Source organism: Streptomyces sp. NPDC056128, assembly GCF_042263835.1.
In the GTDB taxonomy this organism is placed as follows: Bacteria; Actinomycetota; Actinomycetes; order Streptomycetales; family Streptomycetaceae; genus Streptomyces.
The window spans coordinates 82,483-107,879 of sequence record NZ_JBHJVQ010000011.1; the positions used below are offsets into that span (position 1 = coordinate 82,483).

The window sequence follows — 25,397 nt, forward strand, 5'->3', positions numbered from 1 at the left end:
TTCCGGGCGGCCGTGGTGGAATTGGCAGTCACGCTGGGTTTAGGTCCCAGTGGGGTAACTCCCGTGAGGGTTCGAGTCCCTCCGGCCGCACCAGTACGTTCTCGGCGGCTCAGCCGAGCAGTTCCCGCACCACCGGCACCAATGCCCGGAACGCCTTCCCCCGGTGGCTGATCGCGTTCTTCTCCGCCGCTGTCAGTTCCGCGCACGTCCGGGTCTCGCCCTCCGGCTGGAGGATGGGGTCGTAGCCGAAGCCGCCCGTGCCGGCGGGGGTGTGGCGGAGGGTGCCGCGGAGTTGGCCCTCGACGACGCGCTCCGTGCCGTCGGGCAGGGCCAGGGCGGCCGCGCAGGCGAAGTGGGCGGCCCGGTGCTCGTCGGCGATGTCGGAGAGCTGGGCCAGGAGAAGGTCCAGGTTGGCCTGGTCGTTGCCGTGAGTGCCGGACCAGCGGGCGGAGAAGATGCCCGGCGCGCCGTTCAGGACGTCGACGCAGAGGCCGGAGTCGTCGGCGACGGCGGGCAGGCCGGTGGCCTGGGCGAGGGCGTGGGCCTTGAGCAGGGCGTTCTCGGCGAAGGTGACGCCGGTTTCCTTGACGTCGGGGATCTCCGGGTAGGCGTCCGCGCCGACGAGGTCGTGGGGCAGGCCCGCGTCGGCGAGGATGGCCCTCAGTTCGGTGATCTTTCCGGCGTTACGGGTGGCGAGGATCAGGCGGGTCATGGGGTCCAGTATCGCCGGACCCCGCCGCCCGTTCCGGAGCCCCTCCCCTACGGCGTGCAGACCTTCGTCAGTTCGCCGGCCGCGTCGGTGACAGGGCTGAGGTCGGGGGTCTCGTCGCCGTTCTCGACCGAGGTGCGGACGTTGTCGACGGCCTTGCCGAGGTCGTCGACCGCCTTGTTGACGTCGGCGTTGTCGGTCTTGTCGCCGATCTTGTTGAGGTTCTTGTCTATGGAGTCGAGGGATTCCTCGAGTTGCGTCGGGTCGTTGGACGCGTTCTCCACGACCTGCTGGAGCGAGGTGACGCTGTCGGCTATGGCGTCTGCCGTCTGGACACAGTCGAGTGCCTTGCCGACGGCGTCGCAGCCGGTGGTGAGGCCGGCCGTCAGGGCGATGGTCGCCACGGTGGCGACGGCGGTGGCGGTGCGGCGAAGGCGGCGGTGGCGGCTCGCGGCCATGGGTCTCGGTCCTCCCGTTGAGACAGGGCCGGACGGCCCGTGTGCGGTGTCGCGTCGGGCGTACGGCGACTGCCGCCGTACGCCCGTAGAACTCCTGTACTGCTGTGGTGCTGTACTGCTAGTGACGCGGCCGCGGGCGGCTGAGTTGCGCGCCCGGGCCGCCTTTTCTTGAGACGCCCTTGGCGCGCTCTTTACCTTTCGAGGACCGTATCAAGCGCCTTGCGCTGGAGTTCGGCGAGTTCCGCGCAGCCGGCGGTGGCGAGGTCGAGCAGGGTGTTGAGCTCGTCGCGCGCGAAGGGCTCGGCCTCGGCGGTGCCCTGGACCTCGACGAAACGGCCGTCGCCGGTGCAGACGACGTTCATGTCGGTGTCGGCGCGCACGTCTTCCTCGTAGCGCAGGTCGAGGAGCGGGGTGCCGTCGACGATGCCGACCGAGACGGCGGAGACGGTGCCGGTCAGCGGCTTGCGGCTGGGCTTGATCAGCTTCTTGGTCTGGCCCCACGCGATGGCGTCGGCGAGGGCGACGTAGGCGCCGGTGATGGCGGCGGTGCGGGTGCCGCCGTCGGCCTGGAGGACGTCGCAGTCCAGGACGATGGTGTTCTCGCCGAGCGCCTTGTAGTCGATGACGGCGCGCAGGGAACGGCCGATGAGGCGGCTGATCTCGTGGGTGCGGCCGCCGATGCGGCCCTTGACGGACTCGCGGTCGCCCCGGGTGTTGGTGGCGCGGGGCAGCATGGCGTACTCGGCGGTGACCCAGCCTTCGCCGCTGCCCTTGCGCCAGCGCGGGACGCCTTCGGTGACGGAGGCGTTGCAGAGGACTTTGGTGTCGCCGAAGGAGACGAGGACGGAGCCTTCGGCGTGCTTGCTCCAGCCCCGTTCGATGGTGACGGGGCGGAGCTGCTGGGGGGTGCGGCCGTCGATGCGTGACATGCGGGTGAGCCTAGCGGCCCATGCGGAAGGGGCCTTGGCCGCAGTGGAAAAGCCGCCGCGGTCAAGGCCCCTTGCCGGTGGACCCGGTGGGTCGGGTCACATCATGTCTTCGATTTCCGCGGCGATCGGGTCGGCGTCGGTGCCGATGACGACCTGGATGGCGGTGCCCATCTTGACGACGCCGTGGGCGCCCGCGGCCTTCAGGGCGGCTTCGTTGACCAGCGCGGGGTCGTTGACCTCGGTGCGGAGGCGGGTGATGCAGCCCTCGATCTCGTCGATGTTGTCGATGCCGCCGAGGCCGGCGACGATCTTCTCAGCCTTGCTGGCCATGTTCCTTCTCCCTGATCCGAACCGCTTTGTCGCAGTAACCCACAGTTGGCCCATCTTCGCGAGCCATCCGTGCGGTGGCTGCCGAATGATGGCGTCACGGCGACGTAGCCGTCTGCCAACTGGTCTACACCAGTGTACCGGCGAGCGGATGGAGACCGGAGGGAGACCGGATGAGTGCCGACAGCGCGGTCAGTCCCGCGCGCGCCCGTTGGAACAAGGCGTTCCAGGGCCTGCAGAAGATGGGACGCAGTCTTCAGCTGCCCATCGCGGTCCTGCCCGCCGCCGGCATTCTCAACCGGCTCGGACAGCCGGATGTCTTCGGGGACGACGGTCTTGGCTGGTCGAACGTCTCGAAGGTGATGACCGGCGCGGGCGGCGCGCTGCTCGACGGTTCGCTGGGGCTGCCGCTGCTGTTCTGTGTGGGCGTGGCCATCGGGATGGCGAAGAAGGCGGACGGTTCGACGGCGCTGGCGGCGGTGGCGGGGTTCCTCGTCTACTTCAATGTGCTGCGGCAGTTCCCGGAGGACTGTCCGGAGGGATCGGAGGTGGTCCCGCAGATCGGGTGCCGGCTGACGGACGGGTCGCAGACGGTGACCGCGTTCACCTTCCAGAACCCGGGGGTCTTCGGGGGCATCGTGATGGGGCTGCTGACGGCGTACCTCTGGCAGCGCTTCCACCGTACGAAGCTGGTGGACTGGCTCGGCTTCTTCAACGGGCGCCGGCTGGTGCCGATCATCATGGCGTTCGTGGCGATCGCGTTCGCGGCGCTGTGCCTGTGGGTGTGGCCGCCGATCGGTGACGCGCTGGAGAGTTTCAGCGACTGGCTGAACGGACTGGGCGCGTGGGGTTCGGGCATCTTCGGGGTCGCGAACCGGGCGTTGCTGGTGATCGGCCTGCACCAGTTCCTGAACGTGCCGATGTGGTTCCAGTTCGGCTCGTACACCAAGCCCGACGGCACGGTGGTGCACGGCGACGTCAACATGTTCCTGGCGGGTGATCCGACCGCGGGGCAGTTCACCACGGGCTTCTTCCCGATCATGATGTTCGCGCTGCCGGCGGCGGCGCTGGCGATCACGCACTGCGCGAAGCCGCACCGGCGCAAGGAGGTCGGGGGTCTGATGCTGTCGGTGGCGCTGACGTCGTTCGTGACGGGGATCACGGAGCCGCTGGAGTACTCGTTCCTCTTCATCGCGCCGGTGCTGTACGCGGTGCACGCGGTGCTGACGGGTGTGTCGATGGCGGTGACGTGGGCGCTGGGCGTGAAGGACGGGTTCAGCTTCTCGGCGGGGCTGATCGACTACGTCATCAACTGGAACCTGGCGACCAGGCCGTGGCTGATCATCCCGATCGGGCTGTGCTTCGCGGTGGTGTACTACGTGGTCTTCCGGTTCGCGATCACAAAGTTCGACCTGAAGACGCCGGGCCGGGAGCCCGAGGACGAGGTGGAGGACGTCACGAAGGTGTAGACCTCACGTACCCTCACGTACCCTTTGCACGTGGTCTCCCGAAGGCCCCCGGACCGCCCGGTCCGGGGGCCTTCGCCGCGCCCTCGCACGCGCCTGAACTGGGGTCTTGCGCCAGCACTGCGCGTAGCGCTCCGGTCGCGGAATCGCGGGTTCCTTACGCGGCCTTCATCGTGCTACAACAGGTCTACACCACTGAGTGGTGTAGACCTCAGACGCCGCCGTCCCCTTCCTTCCCGTATGACCGGGCGGCGCGCCCTGCCCCCTGGAGGATGTTGTGACCACGCCCAGCGCCGCGCCCGCGGCCGAGAAGAAGAAGGGCGCCGGCGTGATGTCTGTACTGCAGCGCATCGGCCGCAGCCTCATGCTGCCGGTCGCAGTGCTGCCCGCCGCCGCGCTGCTGGTGCGCCTCGGCAACGCCGACATGCTGGGCCGCCCGGAGTTCCCCACGTTCCTGACGAAGATCGCCGGGTTCATGGCGGCCGGCGGCAACGCCATCCTCGACAACATGCCGCTGCTGTTCGCGGTGGGCATCGCCATCGGCTTCGCCAAGAAGTCGGACGGCTCCACGGCGCTTGCGGCGGTGGTCGGCTACCTGGTCTTCAAGAACGTGCTGGCGACGTTCACCGACAAGAACCTCCCGCAGGTGGCCCAGGCCGTCGACGGGAAGGTCGTCATGACGGACGCGCCTGTGGACGCCAAGGTCCTCGGCGGCGTGGTGATGGGCCTCGTGGTCGCGCTGCTGTATCAGCGCTTCTACCGGACCAAGCTGCCCGACTGGGCGGGCTTCTTCGGCGGCCGCCGTCTGGTCCCGATCCTGTCGGCCTTCGCGGGCCTGCTTCTCGGCATCGTCTTCGGTTACATATGGCCCGTACTCGGCACGGGTCTGCACAACTTCGGCGAGTGGCTGGTCGGCTCCGGCGCCGTCGGCGCGGGCATCTTCGGCGTCGCCAACCGCGCGCTGATCCCGATCGGCATGCACCACCTGCTGAACTCCTTCCCCTGGTTCCAGGCGGGCGAGTACGAGGGCAAGAGCGGCGACATCGCCCGCTTCCTGGCCGGTGACCCGACCGCGGGCCAGTTCATGACCGGGTTCTTCCCGATCATGATGTTCGCGCTGCCCGCCGCCTGCCTGGCGATCGTGCACTGCGCGCGCCCCGAGCGCCGCAAGGTCGTGGGCGGCATGATGTTCTCGCTCGCGCTGACGTCGTTCGTCACCGGCGTGACCGAGCCGATCGAGTTCACGTTCATGTTCATCGCACCGGTGCTCTACGCCATCCACGCGGTGCTCACCGGTGTCTCGATGGCGCTGACCTGGGCGCTGGGCATGAAGGACGGCTTCGGCTTCTCGGCGGGCGCGGTCGACTTCTTCCTCAACCTGGGCATCGCGAACAACCCATGGGGCCTGGCACTGGTGGGACTGTGCTTCGCGGCCGTCTACTACTTGGTCTTCCGGTTCGCGATCACCAAGTTCAACCTGCCCACACCCGGGCGTGAGTCGGACGAGGAGCTTGCCGAGCTGCAGAAGGCGGAAGCGAAGTAGCAGCACACGTCGGCCGGTGCGCACCGGCCGACAGCAAAGAGCCCCGGAGGTCAGCCTCCGGGGCTCCTTGCTGGCTAGACCTCGTACACCGCACCCGTCGCCGCGACCTCCACCACCCCGTCGTAGACCTCGCGCGCGTCGGCCAGGTTGACCCGGGGGTCGGTCCACGGGGGGATGTGGGTGAGCACCAGGCGGCGGGCGCCGGCGCGGGTGGCGGTCTCGCCGGCCTCGCGGCCGTTGAGGTGCAGGTCGGGGATGTTCTCCTTGCCGTGCGTGAAGGCGGCCTCGCAGAGGAACAGGTCGGTGTCCCGGGCGAGTTCGTCCAGCGTGGGGGTGACGCCCGTGTCGCCGGAGTAGGTGAGCGAGCGGCCGCCGTGCTCGACGCGGATGGCGTAGGCCTCCACGGGGTGGGCGACCCGCTCGGTGTGCACGGTGAACGGGCCGATCTCGAAGGTCGACGGCTTGACCGTGTGGAAGTCGAACACCTCGCTCATGGACGAGGCCGAGGGGGTGTCGGCGTAGGCGGTGGTGAGCCGGTGCTCGGTGCCCTCGGGTCCGTAGACCGGGAGGGGAGCGCAGCGGCCGCCGTCGTGCCGGTAGTAGCGCGCCACGAAGTAGGCGCACATGTCGATGCAGTGGTCGGAGTGCAGGTGGCTGAGGAAGATCGCGTCGAGGTCGTAGAGACCGCAGTGGCGCTGCAGCTCGCCGAGGGCACCGTTGCCCATGTCGAGGAGCAGCCGGAAGCCGTCGGCCTCGACGAGGTAGCTCGAGCAGGCCGATTCCGCGGACGGGAACGACCCCGAGCAGCCGACGACGGTGAGCTTCATGAAGCAGAAACCTCCGCTGGCGCGTGTGGAGAGACGGGGGTCGTGCGGTTTGTCGAGCGTAAGGCGCAAAACCCCGGGTCGCTCCTCCACCAGGGTGCGTTGTGGGCGAACTCACCTGCGCTGTCACCGGTTCGGCTGGAACCGGGGCGCGTGGGGGCATTGAAGGGGCGCGCGTTCAGAGTGCGCGCCGGTACCGTCTCGGTATGCACACGTCCTGGTGGCTCGCCCTCGCGGCGGTGGTACTGCTCGCGGCCGTCGCCACGGCCGTCGACGGCTGGGGCCGCGGGCGGCGCCCTCCCCGGCCGGGCGGCAGCCGGCGGCCGCCGGGACGTCCCGCGGGTCCCCGGGCCCGGTCCACGCGTCCGCGGCCCGCGGAGATCTGGTGGGCGAACGTGCCGTACGAGGACACCGCCGGTGCCAAGGACCGGCCGTGCCTGGTGATCTCGGTGCGGGGGCGGCGGGTGCTGGTCGCGAAGATCACCACGCGGCAGCGGGACGGGCGGACCGGGGTGATCACGCTGCCGCCGGGCTCGGTCGGGGACGTCCGGGGCCGGACGAGTTTCCTGGAGACCGACGAGCTGCGTGAGGTGCCCGTGGGCGAGTTCCGGCGCCGGGTGGGTGTGGTGGACCCGGTCCTGTGGGACCAGGTCCGTCACCTCGCCAAGTGAACGATCAAGCCCAGAGCTGGCCCTGGAGGGTCTCGATGGCCGCTTCGGTGGTGGCCGCCGTGTAGACGCCGGTGGAGAGGTACTTCCAGCCGCCGTCGGCGACGACGAACACGATGTCCGCGCTCTCGTCGGCCTTCACCGCCTTCTTGCCCACGCCGATCGCGGCGTGCAGCGCGGCGCCGGTGGAGACGCCCGCGAAGATCCCCTCCTGCTGGAGGAGTTCCCGGGTGCGGGTGACCGCGTCGGCGGAGCCCACCGAGAAGCGGGTGGTGAGCACGGAGGCGTCGTACAGCTCGGGTACGAAGCCCTCGTCGAGGTTGCGCAGCCCGTACACCAGGTCGTCGTAGCGCGGCTCGGCGGCGACGATCCGGACGTCCGGCTTGTGCTCGCGCAGGTAGCGGCCGACGCCCATGAGGGTGCCGGTGGTGCCGAGGCCGGCCACGAAGTGGGTGATGGACGGGAGGTCGGCCAGGATCTCGGGTCCGGTGCCGGCGTAGTGGGCGCCCGCGTTGTCCGGGTTGCCGTACTGGTAGAGCATCACCCAGTCCGGGTGTTCCCCGGAGAGTTCCTTGGCGACCCGTACGGCGGTGTTGGAGCCGCCCGCGGCCGGCGAGGAGATGATCTCCGCGCCCCACATGGTGAGCAGGTCCCGGCGCTCCTGCGAGGTGTTCTCGGGCATCACGCAGACGATGCGGTAGCCCTTGAGCCTGGCCGCCATGGCCAGGGAGATGCCGGTGTTCCCGCTGGTCGGCTCCAGGATCGTGCAGCCGGGGGTGAGGCGGCCGTCCTTCTCCGCCTGCTCGATCATGTGCAGCGCTGGGCGGTCCTTGATGGAGCCGGTCGGGTTGCGGTCCTCCAGCTTGGCCCAGATGCGGACGTCGTCGGACGGCGAGAGCCGCGGCAGGCGCACCAGAGGGGTGTTGCCCACCGCCGCCAGCGGGGAGTCGTACCGCATCCCGATCAGGCCATACCGCCGGCGACGGCCGGCAGGATCGTGATGCTGTCGCCGTCGCTGAGCTTGGTGTCGATGCCGTCCAGGAAGCGGACGTCCTCGTCGTTCAGGTAGACGTTGACGAAGCGGCGCAGCTGCTCTCCGTCCACGATGCGCGCCTGGATGCCCGTGTGCCGGGTCTCGAGGTCGGCGAAGAGCGCGGCGAGGGTGTCCCCGTTGCCCTCCACCGCCTTCTGACCGTCGGTGTACTGGCGGAGGATGGTCGGGATGCGGACCTCGATGGCCATGGCTGAGGGCTCCTGTCGGAAAGTTCGTGGTGGGTTCGGAGGGCACGCGGCGGCACACGTCGGCAGGCCGCGGCGCACGGCCGGACAGCCGTACGGCGGCGGCGGAAGATCAACAGATGGCGCTGTTCAGCCTGCACAGGTCGACGTGCAGACGCGCCACGAGCAGCGTGCCCGGCGCCTTGTCGCTCACGTCGAGAAGAACCATGGGCTCATCGTATCGATTCCCGGTCCGGCTTCCGGAGTGTGATATCACATCGTGGACGATTTTCGTCCGCCATGCGATATCAGTACGCCTCCACCACCTTGACCTCCTCCTCCGTGACCTCTCCCGCCACGATCCGGAAGGAACGGAACTGGAAGTCTCCGGCGCCGTCGGCGTCCGCCGTGGAGACCAGGACGTAGTGCGCGCCGGGCTCGTTGGCGTAGCTGATGTCGGTGCGGGAGGGGTAGGCCTCGGTGGCGGTGTGCGAGTGGTAGATGACCGCCGGCTCCTCGTCGCGGTCGTCCATCTCGCGGTAGAGCTTGAGCAGGTCCTGGGAGTCGAACTCGTAGAAGGTGGGCGAGCGGGCCGCGTTCAGCATCGGGATGAACCGCTCGGGGCGGCCCTCGCCCTCGGGACCGGCCACCACGCCGCACGCCTCGTCGGGGTGGTCCTCGCGCGCGTGGGCGACGATCTGGTCGTACAGGGCCTGGGTGATGGTCAGCATGCGGCCAGGATAAGCAGAAGGGCCGGTCCGTACCGAGGGGTGGTACGGACCGGCCCGTATGCCGGACATCCTGAGCGGTGGCCGTGCCGGGTGCCACGAGCACCCCGTGCGGCCGGACGTCCGCGATGCGCGCGAACGCGCAGGTCAGCCGATCTTCTCCATTTCCGGCTCGCCGTGCCGCTCGGCGATCTGCGGGTTGCGGCTCTTGAGCACGGCCCAGCCGATGCCGAGGGCGGCGGCCCAGCCGGCCATCACGTACAGACAGACGCGGGCGTCGGCGTCGATGGCGATGAGGCAGGTGACGAAGAGGAGGAAGGCGATGGCGATGTAGGAGCAGACGGAGCCGCCCGGGGCCGGGAAGGAGGAGGCGGGCAGGCGGCCCGCGACGACCTTGCGGCGGTACAGGACGTGACTGATCAGGATCATCAGCCAGGTCCAGATGCCGGCCGCGGTGGCGATGGAGGTGACGTAGCCGAAGGCCTTCTCCGGGACGACGTAGTTCAGCACCACACCGATGCCCATGAAGACGACCGAGACGCCGATGCCGATGGCGGGGGTCTTGGTCGACGACAGCCGGTTGAAGACCCTGGGGGCCTCGCCCTTGTCCGCGAGGTTGCGCAGCATGCGGCCCGTGGAGTACATGCCGGAGTTGCAGGACGACAGGGCGGCGGTGAGCACGACGAAGTTGACGATGCCCGCGCCGGCCGGGATGCCGATGACCGTGAAGGCCTCCACGAAGGGGCTGACGCCCTCGGCGAACTGGGTCCACTTGACCACCGCCAGGATGACGGTGAGGGCGCCGACGTAGAAGAGCGCGATGCGCCAGGGCAGGGTGTTGATCGCCTTGGGGAGGGTCTTCTCCGGGTTCTCGGACTCGCCGGCGGTGACGCCGACCAGCTCGACGGCGAGGTAGGCGAACATGACGCCCTGGAGGGTCATCAGGGACGAGCCGATGCCCTTGGGGAAGAAGCCGTCGAAGGCCCACAGGTTGGAGACGGCGGCGGTGTCGCCGGCCTGGCTGAAGCCGAGGGTGAGCACGCCGATGCCGATCACGATCATGCCGATGATGGCGGTGACCTTGACCATCGAGAACCAGAACTCGATCTCGCCGAAGAGCTTCACCGAGATCAGGTTGGCCACGAACAGCAGCACCAGGAAGACCAGGGCCGACACCCATTGCGGGATTTGCGGGAACCAGTAATGGATGTAGATGGCGGCGGCGGTGAGTTCCGCCATGCCGGTGACCACCCACATCAGCCAGTACGTCCAGCCGGTGAAGTAACCGAAGAAGGGGCCGAGGAACTCGCGCGAGTACTCGGCGAAGGAGCCGGAGACGGGACGGTAGAGCAGGAGCTCGCCGAGCGCCCGCATGATGAAGAAGATGATCACGCCCGCGAGGGCGTACATGAGGATGATGCTGGGGCCGGCCTTGGCGATGTTCGCCCCGGCGCCCAGGAAGAGACCGACGCCGATGGCGCCGCCGATCGCGATCATCTGGACCTGGCGGCTGTTGAGTCCGCGCTCGTAGCCCTCTTCCGGTGCCTTCTCCGTGTCGACCTGCGCAGAGGTCATGTGTGATGCGCCTTTCTCCATGCCGATCCGGACCTTTGGTCGGTCTCGGATCGGGTCGCGATCCCCCCGGATGATGGAGCTGAGCGGGCCTCACATCCCGCTCGGTGCCTGGCCGGCGGTCGCCGGCTCGGTGGCGCACCCGGACGAACATTCGGGTGGTGTTCGCCGGGCGGTCGTGAAGATTTACCACGACGGCGGCGCTGATCACAGGGGCGCTCTGTGACGTGTCACACAGGCAGAAGCGGACAAAAGGCACCCGGGGGGTGCAAAAAAGGACGCGGCTTTCACAGGATCGTTATCCGGATTTGAGGCTCCGCTGAGCGGACACGAAGGGTGACCGAACCGCCACCTTCCGGGCATAAGGTCCGCGGTCAGGGCATGCGGTCAGGGCATGAGGGTCGCGACGAGCGACTCCTGGAGCCCGCCGAGCCACAGATACGCCATCACCATCGGCTTGCGCGGGTCCTCGTCCGGGAGCCGGTAGAGCAGGTCGGTGTCGTCCTCGTCGGCGATCTCCAGCCGGGAGCCGATCGCGAGGCGCAGGTCGTTCAGGGCGCCCAGCCACTGCCGGGACTCCTCCGCCGACAGCTTCAGCACCGCCGCGTCCTTGCCGGCCGACCGGGAGGTCACGGCGTCCAGCGCGCGGATCACGGCGAGCGCGGTCTCCCGCTTGCCGGCCCGCAGGTCGTTCTCGGTGTACCGGCGGAACTCGGCGGAGGACGCCCGCTGCTCCTCGGCCTCCCGGGCCTGCGGGGTGCCCTCCGGGTCGCCGTAGGCGTCCGGGAACAGGCGGCGCAGCACCGGGTCGGACGGCGGCTCGCTCGGACCCTCGGCGAACAGCTCGGCGAGCGGGTCGTCGGAGGCGTCCTCGGCGGGGCCGGGGCCGATCAGCTCCAGGAGCTGTACGGCCAGCGAGCGGATGATGGAGATCTCGACGTCGTCGAGGGCGACGGCCGCGCCGCCGCCGGGGAGCGGTTCGAACTGTCCTGACATGGCGGCGATTCAGCTACTTCCGTCCTGCGGGCGGGCGAGGGTCATTTCCGGTCCTGCTGGAGGGTGGCCCACAGGCCGTAGCCGTGCATGGCCTGGACGTCCCGCTCCATCTCCTCGCGCGAGCCGGCGGAGACGACCGCCCGGCCCTTGTGGTGGACATCCATCATCAGCTTGGTGGCCTTGTCCTTGGAGTAGCCGAAGTACGACTGGAAGACGTACGTCACGTAGCTCATGAGGTTGACGGGGTCGTTGTGCACGATCGTCACCCAGGGCACGTCGGGCTCGGGTACAGCGAAGACCTCCTCCGCCGACTCGGTCTTCTCGATCTCCATGGGTGCGGCTGCCGTCACAGGGCCCATGCTGCCACCACAGGGGGGCACCCGCACAAACGGGCCTGTGGCGGGCGCCACGCGAACCGAAATCGTCAGAGTGACGAAATGGGGGTAGCATCCTCGTCATGAACACAGCGGACCTTGGGCTGCCGGTCGACGTTCCCTCCACGGCGCTCTTCACCGACCAGTACGAGCTGACCATGCTGCGGGCCGCCCTCAAGGCGGGCACGGCCGGGCGGCGGAGCGTGTTCGAGGTCTTCACCCGCCGACTGCCGGACGGGCGCCGCTACGGCGTCGTGGCGGGCACCGGGCGGGTGCTGGACGCGGTGGAGAACTTCCGCTTCGACGCGGACGTGCTGCGCTTCCTGCGCGAGAAGGACATCGTCGACGAGCAGACCCTGGACTGGCTCGCCCAGTACCGCTTCAGCGGCGACATCTGGGGCTACCCCGAGGGCGAGGTGTACTTCCCGGGCTCGCCGATCATGCGGGTCGAGGGGACCTTCGGCGAGTGCGTGCTGCTGGAGACGGTGATCCTCTCCATCCTGAATCACGACTCGGCGATCGCCGCCGCCGCCTCCCGGATGTCCTCGGCCGCCGGGGACCGCCCGCTGATCGAGATGGGCGCCCGCCGCACCCACGAGCTGGCCGCGGTCGCCGCCGCCCGCTCCGCCTACGTCGGCGGCTTCGCCACCACCTCCGACCTGGCCGCCGGCTTCCGCTACAACATCCCCACCGTCGGCACCTCGGCCCACGCCTTCACCCTGCTGCACGACAACGAGCGCGACGCCTTCCGGGCCCAGGTCGACGCCCTCGGCCGGGACACCACGCTCCTGGTGGACACCTACGACGTCGCCGAGGCCGTCCGTACGGCCGTGGAGGTCGCCGGGCCCGAGCTGGGCGCCGTGCGCATCGACTCCGGCGACCTGCTGCTGGTCGCGCACCGGGTGCGGCAGCAGCTGGACGAGCTGGGCGCCACCCGGACGAAGATCGTCGTGACCTCGGACCTGGACGAGTACGCCATCGCCTCGCTGGCGGCGGCGCCCGTGGACGCGTACGGGGTCGGCACCCAGCTGGTGACCGGGTCCGGGCACCCGACGGCCTCGATGGTCTACAAGCTGGTCGCCCGCGAGTCCGGCGGCGCCGGCGACGGCGCGCCGCTGGTGCCGGTGGCCAAGAAGTCCAGCGGCGGCAAGACGTCGATCGGCGGACGCAAGTGGGCCGCCCGGCGACTGGACGCCGACGGGCACGCGGAGGCCGAGGTGATCGGCACCGGGCCGGTGCCCGCGGACCTCGCCGACCGGCAGCTCCTGGTCGAGCTGGTCAAGGGCGGTGAGGTCGTCGCCCGCGAGCCGCTGGACGCCGCCCGGGACCGGCACGCGGCCGCGCGCGCCGGGCTGCCGCTGTCCGCTACACAGCTCTCCCGAGGGGAACCCGTCATTCCGACGGAGTACGCGCACGAGGGCTCGGGTAACTAAAGCTGGTGCGGCCCGTCAGGCGTCCGCACCGTCCGTCCCCCACATCACCGAGCCCACAATCGACCCAGTCGAAGGACACCGACCATGCGCCGCGCCTTGATCGTCGTAGACGTGCAGAACGACTTCTGCGAGGGGGGCAGCCTCGCGGTGTCCGGCGGTGCCGACGTGGCCGCCGCCATCACCGAGCTGATCGGGCAGGCGCCCGCCGGCTACCGCCACGTCGTGGCCACCCGCGACCACCACATCGCGCCGGGCGGCCACTTCGCCGACAACCCCGACTACGTCCACTCCTGGCCGGCGCACTGCGTGGCCGGCACCGAGGGGGTCGGCTTCCATCCGAACTTCGCGCCGGCCGTCGCCTCCGGGGCCATAGACGCCGTCTTCGACAAGGGGGCGTACTCGGCGGCCTACAGCGGCTTCGAGGGCGCCGACGAGAACGGCACGACGCTCGCCGAGTGGCTGCGGACCCGGGAGATCGACGAGGTCGACGTCGTGGGCATCGCCACCGACCACTGCGTGCGGGCCACCGCCCTGGACGCGGCCCGCGAGGGCTTCCGCACCCAGGTGCTGCTCGACCTGACCGCCGGGGTGGCCCAGGCGACCACCGAGCGGGCGCTGGAGGAGCTGCTGGAGGCGGGCGTGGAGCTGTCCGGGAAGCCGGTCGTCCAGTAGTCGGCCGGTAGTCGGCCGGTAGTCGGCCGGCCGGCTCTAGGTCTGGGCCGTCGGGCGTCTGAGCAGGGCGCGGATCGGGTGCCACAGCTCCTGGACCAGGTCCGGGCCGCCCGCCACCCCGGCCACCGGCGCCGTGCGCCATATCAGGCCGTCCGGGTGGTGCAGGACCGCGGTGACCTCGTCCGGGGTCGGCGGGGCCGCGTTGCCCCGCAGGTAGACCGCGCGCAGCCCCAGGTTGCGCAGCCTGGTCAGGGCGCGCGCCCGGTTGCGGGCGTGGACGAGAAAGCGCACGCTGCCCTCCGGACAGGCGGGGCTGGGCAGGTTCAGTGCCACCACCACCGTGCCGTTCGGCAGCTTGCAGAAGCCTCCTGCGGCCATGCGGTCATACCCCCCTGTCAGCCTGTGTCGGGCCGGGTGTCGGTCCGGGCTCCGCGCCCGGTGTCAATAAGAGAACCACAGGACGCACCTAAACACGGATCGGCGGTGACCCGCCAGGGGGTCACCGCCGAACACACTCTGACCTGGGCAGATGCTATTTACCTGCCCGCGGGGCCAACTTCCAGCTCGATCGTCGAGCCGTTCTTGGCCTCCTTGAGGATCTTGATCTTCGTGTTGGTGTCAGTGATCTTGACACCGCCCGTGGGGTTCGCCGGGTCGTAGTAGTCGCTCTTGCGGTCGTTGAAGACCGAGACGCCCTTCGAGCCCGGGATGTACTTCGCGACGTCCGCCTGGTGCAGCGTCATGCCGTCCGTGCGGTAGCGGCTGAACGGCGAGTCGTACGACTGGATGCGGTTGCGCATCAGCGTGCCGTCCTTCCACTTCAGCGCGGTCGGGTGCGAGTCGATCGGCAGGACCAGGCCGGAGCCCGGGTGCTGGCTGGTGTTGTTGTCCGCCTGGGAGGTGTCCCACTTCCAGATCAGCAGGCCGTTCTGGTACGCGTAGTGCTCCACCCAGTTCGGGCGCTCCGAGAAGCCGAAGTTGTACGGGCCGGTCTTCAGCGTCTTGTCGTACGACACGTACTGACGGTTCTCGGCGATGTAGTACTGCGCGTAGTCCTTGGTGAAGGACGCGCCCACGCGGGAGAAGCCGTTCGCGGTCCAAGCGGCGTCCGCGGACTCGGCGTTGTCGGTGAACAGCGCCTTGCCGTCGGCCGTCACCGTGATCGCGTCGGCCGCGAAGCCCTTCTGGGCCACGCCGCCGTCGGTCTGGTAGCGGAAGCGGAGGTCGATCTTCTTGCCCGCGTAGGCGTCCAGCGGGTAGGCCAGCTTGCCGTAGGCGTCGACCGTGCCGTGCAGGGCCGGCTTGTCGGCGGCGTCGCGCGGGATCGGCTGGCCGTCGAACGTGCCGTCGATGGCGGTCCAGTTGGCGCCGCCGTCGGTGGACACCTCGGTGTAGAGGTAGTCGTAGTTGGCCTCGATGTCGTACCAGCCGTCCAGGGTGAGGGCGGCGGACGACTTGCCGGTGAGGTCGACGCTGCGGGTCAGCGTGTTCTTGAGGTTGTCACCGCTGCCGCTCCACCACTGGGTCTTGCCCTCGGCGGGGGTGACGATCTCGGTGGTGACCGCCTTCTTCGGCAGCTCGACGACCAGGCCCTGCTTGTGCTTGGTGTTGTACTCGGCCAGGCCCAGCTTGTGCCAGGAGTTGACGCCCGCCTTGGCGGTGTCGTAGTTCAGCCAGCCCAGCTGGAGCTTGTCCCAGGCGGTCATGTCGCCGGGCAGGTCGCCGATCTCCTTGCGGCCGGTGCCCAGCCACGAGCCGGACGACATCAGCGTCCAGAAGCCGGTGGAGTTGTCGCCGCCGGCCGTGTCGTAGTGGTCCGGCAGACCGAGGTCGTGGCCGTACTCGTGGGCGTAGACGCCGAGTCCGCCGTTCTCGGGCTGGATCGTGTAGTCGCCGACCCACACGCCGGTGGAGCCGATCTGCGAGCCGCCGAGCTTGTTCTGCTCGGGGCCGGTGGCGCCGGCGTCGGTGCCGAAGGCGTACCAGCGGTGCGCCCAGATCGCGTCGGTGCCCTGGGCGCCGCCGCCCGCGGACTCGTCCTCGCCGGCGTGCACGACCTGGAAGTGGTCGATGTAGCCGTCGGGCTCGTTGAAGTCGCCGTCGCCGTCGAAGTCGTAGCGGTCCCACTCGTCGAAGCGGGCGGCGTCCGCCTTGATCTGGGCGTCGGTGCGGCCGGCCGCCTTCTGCTGCTCGACCCAGGCGTTCAGGCCGTCGCTGACGACGTTCCACACGCTCGGGCAGTTGGTGTCGCCGCAGGAGTTGTTGCCGTAGCGCGCCTCGTTGTAGGGGACCTTGACCCAGTCGGAGACCTCGCCCTCGACCGAGTAACGGCCGGAGGACTGCTTCTCGTAGTACGTCTTGACGGAGTCGACGCCCTTGCCGGAACCGAAGTACAGGTCCTGGAAGTGCTGCTGGTCGTAGTCCTCCTGCCAGGCCGTGGAGTTGTCCGTCTTGCGGTCCGGCTTGGCTATCTGGTTGTGCAGCGGGCCGGCCTCGCCGCCGTAGCGGCTGTCGACCTTGTCGCCGAACTCGACCAGGATGGTGAAGATCTTGTCGGTCTTCTCCCGGCCCAGCTCGACGTACTTGCTGTCGCCCTTCTTGCTCTTGAGCTGGACGACGTTGGAGCCGTCCTTCTTCTTCACCGAGGCCTTGCCGGATATGACCTGGTTCAGGGCCTCCTCACGCTGAGCGGCCTGCGTGTCGCTCATCGGGCCCTTGAGGTCGTGGGAGTCCACGCCCTTCTCCGGGTGCGGGTCTTGGCGGTCCACGGCCGCGGGCCGGGCCGGCGAGTCCGCCTGGGCCACGCCTGCCGCGGACAGCGTGGCGGTGGCGGCGGCGAGTGCGACGGTGGTCGCCGCCGTTCTGAACGTCCAGGATCTGCTGGTCACTTGAGTTCCTCCCCCGCGTTCACGCGCGCGGATGGGGGGACAAGGACAGAGCAAAGTCCGCGCACACGTGCTCAACGCGTGTAGTCAAGTGACGACATTTGACTAGAGGTTCACCAGAAAAGACAGACCTTGACTTGAGCAGAACAAGTGCACTATGCGGAGGCGTCGTTCGTTTTGCGGACACCGGATCGTGACCGACGAGGCCGTCGGCACCTCCGGCGGGCGCGCGGCGCCGTCCACTTCCCGGACGCCATGAATCCGTGCGCCCCCCGTGCATCGGCCATGTCGGTTAGGTCATGCTTACTGCTGGTTCCACTCGGGCACACAGCGGGTTAGAGTCGCTTGGCGGAACGCCCGGAAGCCGGCGGACAGCCAGGCCGACAGACCGTCTCACCCCCAAGATCGTCTTCCGAGGACACGATGGCCATGCCCCGTCCGACTGCCGCACAGTTCGCCTACGGTTCGTGCACCGTGATCTTCTCGACACTCGCCATGCTGCTGCTGTCACGGACGAGTTCGGGTCCCGGCGTCGCCGTCATCGCCGTCGCGGCGCTCGCCCTCGGGCTGCTGGTCGCCATGACGGTCCCCCAGCCCAGGACACGCACCGTGTCCCCCGTCGCGGCCCGCGGGCCCGCCGCGGACCGGACGCCGGTGCCGGCGGCCCGGATCTCCGCGGGGGCGGGCGAGTCGGCGCGGGGACGCGCCGCGTAGGAGCCTTCGGCCGGGCCGTCGGCGGGGCGGTCAGCGGGGCCGTCAGCGGGTGCTGACCACGACCGTCTTGGCGGCCTTGTCGTGCAGGCCCTGTTTGTAGGGCCGGTCGAAGAAGCTCCAGCCGCCCGCGATGACCGTCCAGACGCAGGCACAGCAGAACGCGAACGGGATCCACAGCACCAGGGCACGGATCAGCGACGTCTGCACCGAGGGCGTCGCTCCGTTGTCCAGGTTGGCCACGCGCATCCCGAGCCACTTCTTGCCCAGGGTCTGGCCCGTCCTGCTGATCAGGAAGGTGTCGTAGGCGATGTAGAGCACGGCGGCGATCACGGACTGCCAGAGCGAGTTGCCGACCTCGATGTCCTCGCCGTCCACCGTGTACTCCTGGACGTTGAAGGCCCAGCTGAGCAGCCAGACCACGATGCCCACGAGGATCATGTCGATGATCCTCGCGAGGGTGCGGCGGCCGCTGTCGGCGAGCGGGGGCATACCGGCGAGGGGGTCGCCGGGGGCGCCGGCACCGCCGTAGGGGTCACCGCCGTAGGGACCGCCGCCACCGGGGGGTGGGGCGCCGTACGGACCGCCTCCACCAGGGGGTGGGGTGCCGTACGGGCCTCCTCCGCCGGGGGGCGGGGCACCACCCGGGGGCGGGGTGCCGTAGGGGCCGCCCTCGCCGGACCCGGGCTCCGGGCCCGGGCCGGGGGACGGAGGCGGTTTCCTGAACGGGTCGTCTTCCGGCGGCTGCCCGCCGGATCCGGGGGGCGGTTCACTGCTCATGTCCCGAGTCGAACTCGGACTCTCTTTCCTCGCATCCGGCGAGCGGCCGTCCGGAGTAGCGAGGGGGCCAGGGGTTCGTCGGTAGGTGCGGGTGCGTCGTGGTTGCTCGCGCAGTTCCCCGCGCCCCTTCGGGGCGCGTCCAGTGCACGTACCTCAAGGGGCGCGGGGAACTGCGCGACCAGCCCCCGCGCACCCGCAGTCGGCCGCGAGACAGAAGCCCCCGACCCCTACCCCGCCCGCCCAGTCAGCCCGCGACGAACGTACCCGCCGCCTTGTCGTGCCAGCACTGGTGCCACGGCCGGTCGAACAGGCACCAGGCGACGCCCACCACACCGACGACCAGAAGCCCGGGCACGCTGTAGACCAGCCAGCGGCGCAACGCGGCGCCGAAGGACGGCGCCTCGTGGGCCTCGATGTCCCGTACCTCCAGGCCCAGCAGCCGCTTGCCCAGGGTGCGGCCCCACTTGGCGGTGGGCAGCGCCTCGTAGAGGACGCCGAAGACGAGCAGGACGGCCAGGACGATCCCCAGATACAGCGACGTCGTGCCGTCGAGCAGCCAGACCGTGACCGTCTCACCGGAGAGCTTCGCCTGGTCGATCTTGTCGTTGACGTGGTCGATCGCCTTGGTGCCGAGCGGTACGGCGGCCACGGCGGTGACGCCCGCGAGGACGACGGTGTCGATCAGCCGGGCGGCCAGCCGCTTGCCGAGTCCGGCGGGCCGGGCCGCCGCCTGGCGCCGGGCGGCGGCCTGGAACACGTCCTCGACCGGCGGCTTCCACGGCGCGACGGGCTGCTCCTCGCCGCCCGCCCCGGCCAGCCGGTGCACCTGCTGCGCCCACGAGGACTGACCGCCGCCGGGACCGGCCGCGACCGGCGCGGCGGGCTGCGGCGCGGGCGCCTGGTGGGGAACGGGCGCCTGCTGAGGAACGGCCGGGTTCGCGGGCGCCTGCGGGGCGGCCGCCCGTGCGGCGGCCGCCCCGGCGCCGAATCCGGGCCCGTCCGGAGTGCCCGCACCGCCGGGCTGCCCGCCCGCGCGGGGCTTGACGGCGCGGAAGGTCATGGTGCCCTCGTCGTCATCGGCGGAAGACGCGGGCCCGGGGGCGGGGGTGCCGCCCGCGGCCGGGGCGCCCTGCGGGCCCGCCGTCGGGCGGCGGAAGACGAAGGTGTTGCCGCCCCGGCCCTCCGCCTCGCCGGACGCGGGCTCCGCCGGGACGTCCGCCCGCGCGGCACCGGCACCCGCACCCGCGTCGGCGGGGGCCGCCTCGCCGGACGGTCCCTCCTGCCGGGCGTGCGGGATCCTCGGGTCGGTCCCCTGCGCCGGGCCGGGCCAGGCGACGGACCGGCCCGGGGCGTCCGGGTGACCGGAGCGGTGGGCGCGGTCGCCGCCCCAGGCCGCCGCGGGCTCGGGACGGCTGCCGTGCTGGGACGCCGCGGGCGGCTGTTCCGCGACCGGGTCCTCGTCGAAGAAGTGCGGGCCGGTCTCCTCGACGGAGGCCGAGGCCGGCGCGCCGGGCGGCGGCGCGAGCGACTCGCCGTCCTTGGGGGCGGGCCGGCTGGTGCCCGACACCCAGGAGGCGCCGTTCCAGTACCGGACATATCCAGGAATGGACGGGTCCGGGTAATACCCTTCGCGGGGCCTGTCGTCGCCGGGGGCCGGGGTTGGGGCGCTCATGTCCGTCGTCCCGTATCTGCTCGGGGGTTGATAGAGGGGCACCAAACATCTATCAGACGGGCGCAATCCGCACCGCCGGTCCCGCCGGACCCGCCCCTTTCCGGGCAACCTCGTGCATGGACCTTCACACCTGGGACAGAGGTGGTGGGAAAAAAGTTCCGCGAACCCGCGTAACGCTCGCGGCTCCGGCCGCTCTCACTCGTGCGGGCCCGCTCCGGGCGGCCCGTGCGGATCCGTACGAGAGAGGAACAACCCGCCATGCACCCCACCGTCGTGGAACGCGAACTGGAGCTGAGGCTCATCCTGTCCCCCGAGCGCGGCATCGCCGTGCCGGCCCTGCTCGGCTACCACACCGACGACCCCTACGCCGTGCACATCACCTTCCACATCGACTCCGGCCACCCGGTGCACTGGACGTTCGCGCGCGATCTGCTGGTGGAGGGGGTCTTCCGGCCGTCCGGGCACGGGGACGTGCGGGTGTGGCCGTCGAAGGCGGAGGGCCGCAGCGTCGTACTGATGGCGCTGAGCAGCCCCGACGGGGACGCCCTCCTGGAGGCGCCCACCGCCCAGGTGTCCGCCTGGCTGGAGCGGACGCTGCGCACCGTGCCGCCGGGCACCGAGGGCGGGCAGCTCGGCATCGACGACGGACTGGCCGAACTGCTCGCCCGGTGAGCCCCGCCGCGGGTCAGAAGAGCTTGCCGGGGTTGAGGATGCCCAGCGGGTCGAAGACGTGCTTGACGGCCCGCTGCATCTCCAGTCCCACCGGGCCGATCTCGCGGGCCAGCCACTCCTTCTTCAGGACGCCCACGCCGTGCTCGCCGGTGATGGTGCCGCCCAGTTCCAGGCCGAGGGCCATGATCTCGTCGAAGGACTCGCGGGCCCGCCGCGACTCGTCGGGGTCCCCCGCGTCGAAGCAGACGGTGGGGTGGGTGTTGCCGTCACCCGCGTGGCAGCAGACGCCGATGGTGAGGTCGTACTTGGCGGCGACGCGCTCGATGCCCTCCAGCATGTCGCCGAGCCGGGAGCGCGGCACGCACACGTCGTCGATCATCGTGGTGCCCTTGACCGCCTCCAGCGCCGTGAGGGACAGGCGCCGCGCCTGGAGGAGGAGTTCGGACTCGGCCGCGTCGTCGGCGGGCACCACCTGGGTGGCACCGGCGGCCTCGCACAGCGCGCCGACGGCGCCGAGGTCGGCGGCGGGGTCGGTGGTGTCGAAGGCGGCCAGCAACAAGGCCTCCGTGGTCTCCGGCAGACCCATGTGGGCGAGGTCGTTGACCGCCTTGACGGTCGTACGGTCCATCAGTTCGAGGAGGGACGGCACGTGGCCGCCCTCCATGATCCGGCAGACCGCGTCGCAGGCGGCGGACGCGGAGGCGAACTCGGCGGCCAGCACCAGCTGCTCGGGCGGCTTGGGGCGCAGCGCGAGGACGGCCCGTACGACGATGCCGAGGGAGCCCTCGGAGCCGACGAAGAGGCGGGTGAGGTCGTATCCGGCGACGCCCTTGGCGGTGCGGCGGCCGGTGGACATCAGGCGGCCGTCGGCGAGGACGACGTCCAGGCCGAGGACGTACTCGGCGGTCACCCCGTACTTGACGCAGCACAGGCCGCCGGAGGCGGTGCCGATGTTGCCGCCGATGGTGCACATCTCCCAGCTGGAGGGGTCCGGCGGGTAGTACAGGCCGTGTTCGTTCACCGCGCGGGAGAGCGTGGCGTTGACGACGCCCGGCTCGACGACGGCGACGCGGTCGACCGGGTTGATCTCCAGGATGCGGTCCATCCTGGTCAGGGAGAGCACGACGCAGCCGTCGGTGGCGTTGGCCGCGCCGGACAGCCCGGTGCGGGCGCCCTGCGGGACGACCGGGACGCGCAGCTCGGTGGCGGTGCGCATGACGTGCTGGACGTCCTCGACCGTGCGCGGTAGGACGACCACCGCGGGGACGCCGGACGGGCAGAAGCTCGCCATGTCGTTGGCGTAGGAGGCCGTGACGTCGGGGTCGGTGAGGACGGCCTCGACGGGCAGCCCGGCGAGCAGCCGCTCGACGAGGGCGCTGGTGACGGCCGGGGCCGCGTCGGCTCCGTCGGCTCCGTCGGCTGGCTCTTGAGGCGCTTCGATACGGCTCATGATCACAGGTTCGCACCCGGGGCCATCGGTGTGAACCCCGTGGACGGCGCCCGGCGCAAGCACGGGTGTGCTCGTCATATGGGCGCACAGTGGGCGCCATGGAGATCGAACACGGGTGGCGTTCCCGCCGCACGCGCCGGGTGCTGATCGCCTCAGTCGCCGGAGCCGTCGTACTCGGCGGGGTCCTGGTGCTGCTGCCCTGGGAGGGGGACGACGCTCCCCCGCCCGCGCCGGGGCCCGCAGCCATGGCCCGGGGGGCGGTGACCACCGGGGTGCCGGCCGCGCTCCCGGACCTGGCGGTGCTGATCGGCGACCGGGAGTCGCACCTGCGGGCGCATCCGCTGGACGGGGTGTCGTGGGCGGTGCTGGGCACGGCCTACGTCGAGCAGGGCCGCCGGACGGAGTCCTTCGCGAACTGGGCGAAGGCCGAGAAGGCGCTGAACACCTCGCTGAAGGTGGGGGCGGAGCGCAATCCGCAGGCCCTCGAGGGGCTGGCGGCGCTGGCGGTCGTGCGCCGGGACTTCCCCGCGGCGAAGAAGTGGGGCGAGCGCGCGGCCGAGGCGGCGCCGAAGCGGTGGACGGCGCACGCGGTGCTGATCGACGCCTACACCGGGCTCGGCGACCGCAAGGGCGTCGGCCGCGCCCTGGACAGGATGCTGGAGCTGCGTGCGGGCACACCGGCCGTGAAGGCGCGGGCCGCGGCCGTGTACCGGGACCGGGGCTGGCGGGAGGACGCGGCGGCGCAGATCTCCGACGCGGCGGCCGCGGCTCAGGCGCCGGCCGAGCGGGCCGCCTATCTGGAGCAGGCCGGGCGGCTGGCGTTCGAGCGCGGGGACCTCCAGGGGGCGCTGCGGTTCTTCCAGGAGGCGCTGCGCACCGACCCCGACCAGCGGGCCGCGCAGGCCGGGCAGGGCCGGGCGATGGCGGCGCTGGGCCGGACGACGGACGCGCTGACCGCGTACCAGGCGGCGCTGGCGAAGCGGCCGAGCCCCGAGTACGCCCTGGAGCTGGGCGAGCTGTACGAGTCGCTGGGTCTTGAGCAGGCCGCGCGGGTGCAGTACGACCTGCTGCGCGCGCGGGTGCGCGGCGCCGAGGCGGCCGGGGCCGACGAGGCGCTGGTGCTGGGGCGGTTCGAGGCGGACCACGGGGACCCGGCGGCCGCGGTGCGGCGGCTGCGGGCGGAGTGGGGGCGGCAGCCGGGGACCGCGGTCGCCGACGCGCTGGGCTGGGCGCTGCACCGGAGCGGTGAGCACGAGGAGGCGCTGGAGTTCGCGACCCTGGCGACGGACAGCGAGAAGGGCGGCGGGGTGCGCAGCGCGCTGTACGTGTTCCACCGGGGTGTGATCGAGAAGGAGCTGGAGCGGTACGGGCCCGCGCGGCGGCATCTGCGGGAGGCGCTGATGATCAACCCGCACTTCTCGCCGCTGGGGGCGCCGGAGGCGGAGCGGGCGCTGAAGGAGCTGGGCGAGCCCTCGGAGGAGGGCCCGCCCGGGGAGTGACGCGGGTCAGAGGTTGCCGCAGGTCAGAGGTTGCCGCGCTTCTCCTGCTCGCGCTCGATCGCCTCGAACAGGGCCTTGAAGTTGCCCTTGCCGAAGCCCATCGAGCCGTGCCGCTCGATCATCTCGAAGAAGACGGTCGGGCGGTCCTGGACCGGCTTGGTGAAGATCTGCAGCAGGTAGCCGTCCTCGTCCCGGTCGACGAGGATCTTCAGCTCCCGCAGGGTCTCGACCGGCACCCGGGTCTCGCCGGCCCACTCGCCGAGCGTGTCGTAGTACGAGTCGGGCGTGTCCAGGAACTGGACGCCGGCCGCGCGCATCGAGCGGACGGTCTGCACGATGTCGTTGGTGTTCAGCGCGATGTGCTGGACGCCGGCGCCACCGTAGAACTCCAGGTACTCGTCGATCTGGGACTTCTTCTTGGCGATCGCGGGCTCGTTGATCGGGAACTTGACCTTGAGGGTGCCGTCGGCCACGACCTTCGACATCAGCGCGCTGTACTCGGTCGCGATGTCGTCGCCCACGAACTCCTTCATGTTCGTGAAGCCCATGACCTTGTTGTAGAAGCCGACCCACTCGTTCATCCGGCCGAGTTCGACGTTGCCGACGCAGTGGTCGACGGCCTGGAAGGTGCGCCGGGCGGGCGGCTCGACCATCGGGTCGGCGGCGGCGTAGCCGGGCAGGTAGGGGCCGTCGTAGCCGGTGCGCTCGACGAGCGTGTGGCGGGTCTCGCCGTAGGTGGCGATCGCTGCGAGGACGACGGTGCCGTGCTCGTCCTTGACCTCGTGGGGCTCGGCGAGCGAGCGGGCGCCGTGCTCGACGGCGTACGCGTGGGCGGCGCGCGCGTCCGGCACCTCGATGGCGAGGTCGACGACGCCGTCGCCGTGCTCGGCCACGTGCTGGGTGAGGAAGGTGCCCCACTCGGTGGACGGCTTGATCACCGAGGTGAACACGAAGCGGGCGGAGCCGCTCTCCAGGACGTAGCTCGCGGTCTCCCGGCTGCCGTTCTCCGGTCCGGAGTAGGCGACCAGCTTCATGCCGAAGGCGGTGGAGTAGTAGTGCGCGGCCTGCTTGGCATTGCCCACGGCGAAGACGACCGCGTCCATTCCCTTGACCGGGAAGGGATCGGCCTGCCGGGCGGTGTCGGGAGTGTGGTGTGTGGTCTGCGTCATAGCCGCAGGTTCTCCCCTGCCTGCAAGGTGCGCAATAGTTCGCGTTTTCAGTGGGCAACCTGACCAGTGAAACGCCGGTCGATGCGGGCGATCTGTACAGGATGACTAGCCGGGGTGACCGGCCGGGAGGGTGCGGTTATGGCGGGTACGGGGATCGATCGGCTGGACGGGCGGATCATCGGGCTGCTGGCCCGGGAGCCGCGGATCGGGGTGCTGGAGATGTCCCGGCGGCTCGGCGTGGCGCGCGGCACCGCGCAGGCCCACCTCGACCGGCTTCAGTCGAACGGAGTCATCCGCGGCTTCGGTCCCGAGGTGGACCCGGCGGCCCTCGGCTACCCGGTCACCGCCTTCGCGACGCTGCAGATCCGGCAGGGCCAAGGGGCCGACGTCCGGGCGCACTTGGCGACCGTGCCAGAGGTGCTGGAGCTGCACACCACCACCGGTACCGGGGACATGCTGTGCCGGCTGGTGGCCCGCTCGAACGCCGATCTCCAGCGTGTGATCGACCTGGTCGTCGGTTTTGATGGCATCGTCCGGGCCTCCACGGCGATCGTCATGGAGAACCCCGTCCCGCTGCGGATCATCCCGCTGGTGGAGCAGGCGGCCGAGGACACCGGCAGAGGCGACTGAGACCGAACCGAT

27 protein-coding genes and 1 tRNA gene are annotated in these 25,397 nt (G+C 70.6%); 10 read left to right on the forward strand and 18 right to left on the reverse strand.

Annotated elements, in window-relative coordinates:
* The first annotated feature begins 6 nt into the window (after positions 1-6).
* Positions 7-93 (forward strand) — tRNA-Leu (locus tag ACFC1X_RS21920).
* Between the two features lie 16 nt (positions 94-109).
* Here ACFC1X_RS21920 and rdgB read toward each other — a convergent pair.
* From rdgB to ACFC1X_RS21940, 4 genes are all read right to left on the reverse strand, one after another.
* Positions 110-712 (reverse strand): RdgB/HAM1 family non-canonical purine NTP pyrophosphatase, encoded by a 603-nt coding sequence (gene rdgB / locus ACFC1X_RS21925; protein ID WP_376356070.1) that lies wholly within the window; start codon positions 710-712, stop codon positions 110-112.
* 47 nt (positions 713-759) lie between these two features.
* On the reverse strand, positions 760-1,167 hold the full coding sequence (locus ACFC1X_RS21930; protein ID WP_376356071.1) for a hypothetical protein: 408 nt from the start codon (positions 1,165-1,167) through the stop codon (positions 760-762).
* A gap of 191 nt (positions 1,168-1,358) precedes the next feature.
* Positions 1,359-2,096, reverse strand: a complete 738-nt coding sequence (gene rph, locus ACFC1X_RS21935; RefSeq protein ID WP_376356073.1) for a ribonuclease PH — start codon at positions 2,094-2,096, stop codon at positions 1,359-1,361.
* Positions 2,097-2,192: 96 nt separating this feature from the next.
* Positions 2,193-2,426, reverse strand: a complete 234-nt coding sequence (locus ACFC1X_RS21940; RefSeq protein WP_003975905.1) for a glucose PTS transporter subunit EIIB — start codon at positions 2,424-2,426, stop codon at positions 2,193-2,195.
* A gap of 170 nt (positions 2,427-2,596) precedes the next feature.
* On the opposite strand from ACFC1X_RS21940, the gene ACFC1X_RS21945 reads away from it, so the two are divergent.
* The gene (locus ACFC1X_RS21945) at positions 2,597-3,892 is read left to right on the forward strand and encodes a PTS transporter subunit EIIC (protein ID WP_376356075.1); all 1,296 of its coding nucleotides are present in this window, start codon (positions 2,597-2,599) and stop codon (positions 3,890-3,892) included.
* A 274-nt stretch (positions 3,893-4,166) separates the two neighbouring features.
* Positions 4,167-5,432: a PTS transporter subunit EIIC gene (locus tag ACFC1X_RS21950; RefSeq protein WP_376356077.1), complete on the forward strand. Its 1,266-nt coding sequence runs from the start codon at positions 4,167-4,169 to the stop codon at positions 5,430-5,432.
* A gap of 74 nt (positions 5,433-5,506) precedes the next feature.
* On the opposite strand, the gene ACFC1X_RS21955 is transcribed toward ACFC1X_RS21950, so the two are convergent.
* Positions 5,507-6,259, reverse strand: a complete 753-nt coding sequence (locus tag ACFC1X_RS21955; protein WP_376356079.1) for an MBL fold metallo-hydrolase — start codon at positions 6,257-6,259, stop codon at positions 5,507-5,509.
* 203 nt (positions 6,260-6,462) lie between these two features.
* Between ACFC1X_RS21955 and ACFC1X_RS21960 the strand changes: the two genes are divergently transcribed.
* A complete protein-coding gene (locus tag ACFC1X_RS21960) occupies positions 6,463-6,927 on the forward strand; it encodes a type II toxin-antitoxin system PemK/MazF family toxin (protein WP_376356081.1) in 465 nt (154 codons plus the stop codon).
* Positions 6,928-6,931: 4 nt separating this feature from the next.
* Here the strand turns inward: ACFC1X_RS21960 and ACFC1X_RS21965 are convergent, their stop codons facing one another.
* From ACFC1X_RS21965 to clpS, 7 genes are all read right to left on the reverse strand, one after another.
* Positions 6,932-7,882: a PLP-dependent cysteine synthase family protein gene (locus ACFC1X_RS21965; protein WP_376356083.1), complete on the reverse strand. Its 951-nt coding sequence runs from the start codon at positions 7,880-7,882 to the stop codon at positions 6,932-6,934.
* A 5-nt stretch (positions 7,883-7,887) separates the two neighbouring features.
* Positions 7,888-8,166, reverse strand: coding sequence for a MoaD/ThiS family protein (locus ACFC1X_RS21970; protein ID WP_376356085.1), 279 nt, complete (start codon positions 8,164-8,166; stop codon positions 7,888-7,890).
* Between the two features lie 109 nt (positions 8,167-8,275).
* On the reverse strand, positions 8,276-8,371 hold the full coding sequence (locus tag ACFC1X_RS21975; protein WP_019065921.1) for a putative leader peptide: 96 nt from the start codon (positions 8,369-8,371) through the stop codon (positions 8,276-8,278).
* Positions 8,372-8,450: 79 nt separating this feature from the next.
* Complete coding sequence (locus ACFC1X_RS21980) at positions 8,451-8,873, reverse strand: Mov34/MPN/PAD-1 family protein (protein ID WP_122619851.1); 423 nt, start codon at positions 8,871-8,873, stop codon at positions 8,451-8,453.
* Positions 8,874-9,017: 144 nt separating this feature from the next.
* Positions 9,018-10,445: an amino acid permease gene (locus tag ACFC1X_RS21985; RefSeq protein WP_376356088.1), complete on the reverse strand. Its 1,428-nt coding sequence runs from the start codon at positions 10,443-10,445 to the stop codon at positions 9,018-9,020.
* A gap of 384 nt (positions 10,446-10,829) precedes the next feature.
* On the reverse strand, positions 10,830-11,438 hold the full coding sequence (locus tag ACFC1X_RS21990) for a DUF2017 domain-containing protein (protein ID WP_376356090.1): 609 nt from the start codon (positions 11,436-11,438) through the stop codon (positions 10,830-10,832).
* A gap of 41 nt (positions 11,439-11,479) precedes the next feature.
* A complete protein-coding gene (clpS, locus tag ACFC1X_RS21995; protein WP_122619849.1) occupies positions 11,480-11,797 on the reverse strand; it encodes an ATP-dependent Clp protease adapter ClpS in 318 nt (105 codons plus the stop codon).
* Between the two features lie 98 nt (positions 11,798-11,895).
* On the opposite strand from clpS, the gene ACFC1X_RS22000 reads away from it, so the two are divergent.
* Both ACFC1X_RS22000 and ACFC1X_RS22005 read left to right on the forward strand, forming a co-directional pair.
* Positions 11,896-13,245: a nicotinate phosphoribosyltransferase gene (locus tag ACFC1X_RS22000; protein WP_376356092.1), complete on the forward strand. Its 1,350-nt coding sequence runs from the start codon at positions 11,896-11,898 to the stop codon at positions 13,243-13,245.
* An 84-nt stretch (positions 13,246-13,329) separates the two neighbouring features.
* Positions 13,330-13,917 carry a nicotinamidase gene (locus ACFC1X_RS22005; RefSeq protein WP_376356094.1) on the forward strand — a complete coding sequence of 196 codons (588 nt, stop codon included), beginning with the start codon at positions 13,330-13,332 and terminating at the stop codon, positions 13,915-13,917.
* A gap of 36 nt (positions 13,918-13,953) precedes the next feature.
* On the opposite strand, the gene ACFC1X_RS22010 is transcribed toward ACFC1X_RS22005, so the two are convergent.
* Complete coding sequence (locus ACFC1X_RS22010; protein WP_376356096.1) at positions 13,954-14,295, reverse strand: hypothetical protein; 342 nt, start codon at positions 14,293-14,295, stop codon at positions 13,954-13,956.
* Between the two features lie 158 nt (positions 14,296-14,453).
* Positions 14,454-16,805 carry an immune inhibitor A domain-containing protein gene (locus ACFC1X_RS22015; RefSeq protein ID WP_376356098.1) on the reverse strand — a complete coding sequence of 784 codons (2,352 nt, stop codon included), beginning with the start codon at positions 16,803-16,805 and terminating at the stop codon, positions 14,454-14,456.
* Between the two features lie 420 nt (positions 16,806-17,225).
* On the opposite strand from ACFC1X_RS22015, the gene ACFC1X_RS22020 reads away from it, so the two are divergent.
* The gene (locus tag ACFC1X_RS22020; RefSeq protein ID WP_376356100.1) at positions 17,226-17,516 is read left to right on the forward strand and encodes a hypothetical protein; all 291 of its coding nucleotides are present in this window, start codon (positions 17,226-17,228) and stop codon (positions 17,514-17,516) included.
* Between the two features lie 42 nt (positions 17,517-17,558).
* Here the strand turns inward: ACFC1X_RS22020 and ACFC1X_RS22025 are convergent, their stop codons facing one another.
* Complete coding sequence (locus tag ACFC1X_RS22025) at positions 17,559-18,293, reverse strand: RDD family protein (protein ID WP_376356102.1); 735 nt, start codon at positions 18,291-18,293, stop codon at positions 17,559-17,561.
* Between the two features lie 244 nt (positions 18,294-18,537).
* Positions 18,538-19,965: an RDD family protein gene (locus ACFC1X_RS22030; RefSeq protein WP_376356104.1), complete on the reverse strand. Its 1,428-nt coding sequence runs from the start codon at positions 19,963-19,965 to the stop codon at positions 18,538-18,540.
* Positions 19,966-20,223: 258 nt separating this feature from the next.
* On the opposite strand from ACFC1X_RS22030, the gene ACFC1X_RS22035 reads away from it, so the two are divergent.
* The gene (locus ACFC1X_RS22035; RefSeq protein WP_376356106.1) at positions 20,224-20,637 is read left to right on the forward strand and encodes an SsgA family sporulation/cell division regulator; all 414 of its coding nucleotides are present in this window, start codon (positions 20,224-20,226) and stop codon (positions 20,635-20,637) included.
* 13 nt (positions 20,638-20,650) lie between these two features.
* Here the strand turns inward: ACFC1X_RS22035 and ACFC1X_RS22040 are convergent, their stop codons facing one another.
* On the reverse strand, positions 20,651-22,093 hold the full coding sequence (locus ACFC1X_RS22040) for an FAD-binding oxidoreductase (protein WP_376356108.1): 1,443 nt from the start codon (positions 22,091-22,093) through the stop codon (positions 20,651-20,653).
* A gap of 92 nt (positions 22,094-22,185) precedes the next feature.
* Between ACFC1X_RS22040 and ACFC1X_RS22045 the strand changes: the two genes are divergently transcribed.
* Positions 22,186-23,586: a tetratricopeptide repeat protein gene (locus ACFC1X_RS22045; protein WP_376356110.1), complete on the forward strand. Its 1,401-nt coding sequence runs from the start codon at positions 22,186-22,188 to the stop codon at positions 23,584-23,586.
* 23 nt (positions 23,587-23,609) lie between these two features.
* Here the strand turns inward: ACFC1X_RS22045 and hppD are convergent, their stop codons facing one another.
* Positions 23,610-24,755, reverse strand: a complete 1,146-nt coding sequence (hppD, locus tag ACFC1X_RS22050) for a 4-hydroxyphenylpyruvate dioxygenase (protein WP_125495259.1) — start codon at positions 24,753-24,755, stop codon at positions 23,610-23,612.
* 138 nt (positions 24,756-24,893) lie between these two features.
* On the opposite strand from hppD, the gene ACFC1X_RS22055 reads away from it, so the two are divergent.
* Positions 24,894-25,385, forward strand: a complete 492-nt coding sequence (locus ACFC1X_RS22055; protein WP_376356112.1) for an Lrp/AsnC family transcriptional regulator — start codon at positions 24,894-24,896, stop codon at positions 25,383-25,385.
* The last annotated feature ends 12 nt before the right edge of the window (positions 25,386-25,397 follow it).

Excerpts from the sequence above, each read along its gene's own strand:
- rdgB (WP_376356070.1), bottom strand. The coding sequence starts at position 712 with ATGACCCGCCTGATCCTCGCCACCCGTAACGCCGGAAAGATCACCGAA.
- ACFC1X_RS21930 (WP_376356071.1), bottom strand. The coding sequence starts at position 1,167 with ATGGCCGCGAGCCGCCACCGCCGCCTTCGCCGCACCGCCACCGCCGTC.
- rph (WP_376356073.1), bottom strand. The coding sequence starts at position 2,096 with ATGTCACGCATCGACGGCCGCACCCCCCAGCAGCTCCGCCCCGTCACC.
- ACFC1X_RS21940 (WP_003975905.1), bottom strand. The coding sequence starts at position 2,426 with ATGGCCAGCAAGGCTGAGAAGATCGTCGCCGGCCTCGGCGGCATCGAC.
- ACFC1X_RS21945 (WP_376356075.1), top strand. The coding sequence starts at position 2,597 with ATGAGTGCCGACAGCGCGGTCAGTCCCGCGCGCGCCCGTTGGAACAAG.
- ACFC1X_RS21955 (WP_376356079.1), bottom strand. The coding sequence starts at position 6,259 with ATGAAGCTCACCGTCGTCGGCTGCTCGGGGTCGTTCCCGTCCGCGGAA.
- ACFC1X_RS21960 (WP_376356081.1), top strand. The coding sequence starts at position 6,463 with ATGCACACGTCCTGGTGGCTCGCCCTCGCGGCGGTGGTACTGCTCGCG.
- ACFC1X_RS21965 (WP_376356083.1), bottom strand. The coding sequence starts at position 7,882 with ATGCGGTACGACTCCCCGCTGGCGGCGGTGGGCAACACCCCTCTGGTG.
- ACFC1X_RS21970 (WP_376356085.1), bottom strand. The coding sequence starts at position 8,166 with ATGGCCATCGAGGTCCGCATCCCGACCATCCTCCGCCAGTACACCGAC.
- ACFC1X_RS21975 (WP_019065921.1), bottom strand. The coding sequence starts at position 8,371 with ATGGTTCTTCTCGACGTGAGCGACAAGGCGCCGGGCACGCTGCTCGTG.
- ACFC1X_RS21980 (WP_122619851.1), bottom strand. The coding sequence starts at position 8,873 with ATGCTGACCATCACCCAGGCCCTGTACGACCAGATCGTCGCCCACGCG.
- ACFC1X_RS21985 (WP_376356088.1), bottom strand. The coding sequence starts at position 10,445 with ATGACCTCTGCGCAGGTCGACACGGAGAAGGCACCGGAAGAGGGCTAC.
- ACFC1X_RS21990 (WP_376356090.1), bottom strand. The coding sequence starts at position 11,438 with ATGTCAGGACAGTTCGAACCGCTCCCCGGCGGCGGCGCGGCCGTCGCC.
- clpS (WP_122619849.1), bottom strand. The coding sequence starts at position 11,797 with ATGGGCCCTGTGACGGCAGCCGCACCCATGGAGATCGAGAAGACCGAG.
- ACFC1X_RS22000 (WP_376356092.1), top strand. The coding sequence starts at position 11,896 with ATGAACACAGCGGACCTTGGGCTGCCGGTCGACGTTCCCTCCACGGCG.
- ACFC1X_RS22005 (WP_376356094.1), top strand. The coding sequence starts at position 13,330 with ATGCGCCGCGCCTTGATCGTCGTAGACGTGCAGAACGACTTCTGCGAG.
- ACFC1X_RS22010 (WP_376356096.1), bottom strand. The coding sequence starts at position 14,295 with ATGGCCGCAGGAGGCTTCTGCAAGCTGCCGAACGGCACGGTGGTGGTG.
- ACFC1X_RS22020 (WP_376356100.1), top strand. The coding sequence starts at position 17,226 with ATGGCCATGCCCCGTCCGACTGCCGCACAGTTCGCCTACGGTTCGTGC.
- ACFC1X_RS22025 (WP_376356102.1), bottom strand. The coding sequence starts at position 18,293 with ATGAGCAGTGAACCGCCCCCCGGATCCGGCGGGCAGCCGCCGGAAGAC.
- ACFC1X_RS22030 (WP_376356104.1), bottom strand. The coding sequence starts at position 19,965 with ATGAGCGCCCCAACCCCGGCCCCCGGCGACGACAGGCCCCGCGAAGGG.
- ACFC1X_RS22035 (WP_376356106.1), top strand. The coding sequence starts at position 20,224 with ATGCACCCCACCGTCGTGGAACGCGAACTGGAGCTGAGGCTCATCCTG.
- ACFC1X_RS22045 (WP_376356110.1), top strand. The coding sequence starts at position 22,186 with ATGGAGATCGAACACGGGTGGCGTTCCCGCCGCACGCGCCGGGTGCTG.
- hppD (WP_125495259.1), bottom strand. The coding sequence starts at position 24,755 with ATGACGCAGACCACACACCACACTCCCGACACCGCCCGGCAGGCCGAT.
- ACFC1X_RS22055 (WP_376356112.1), top strand. The coding sequence starts at position 24,894 with ATGGCGGGTACGGGGATCGATCGGCTGGACGGGCGGATCATCGGGCTG.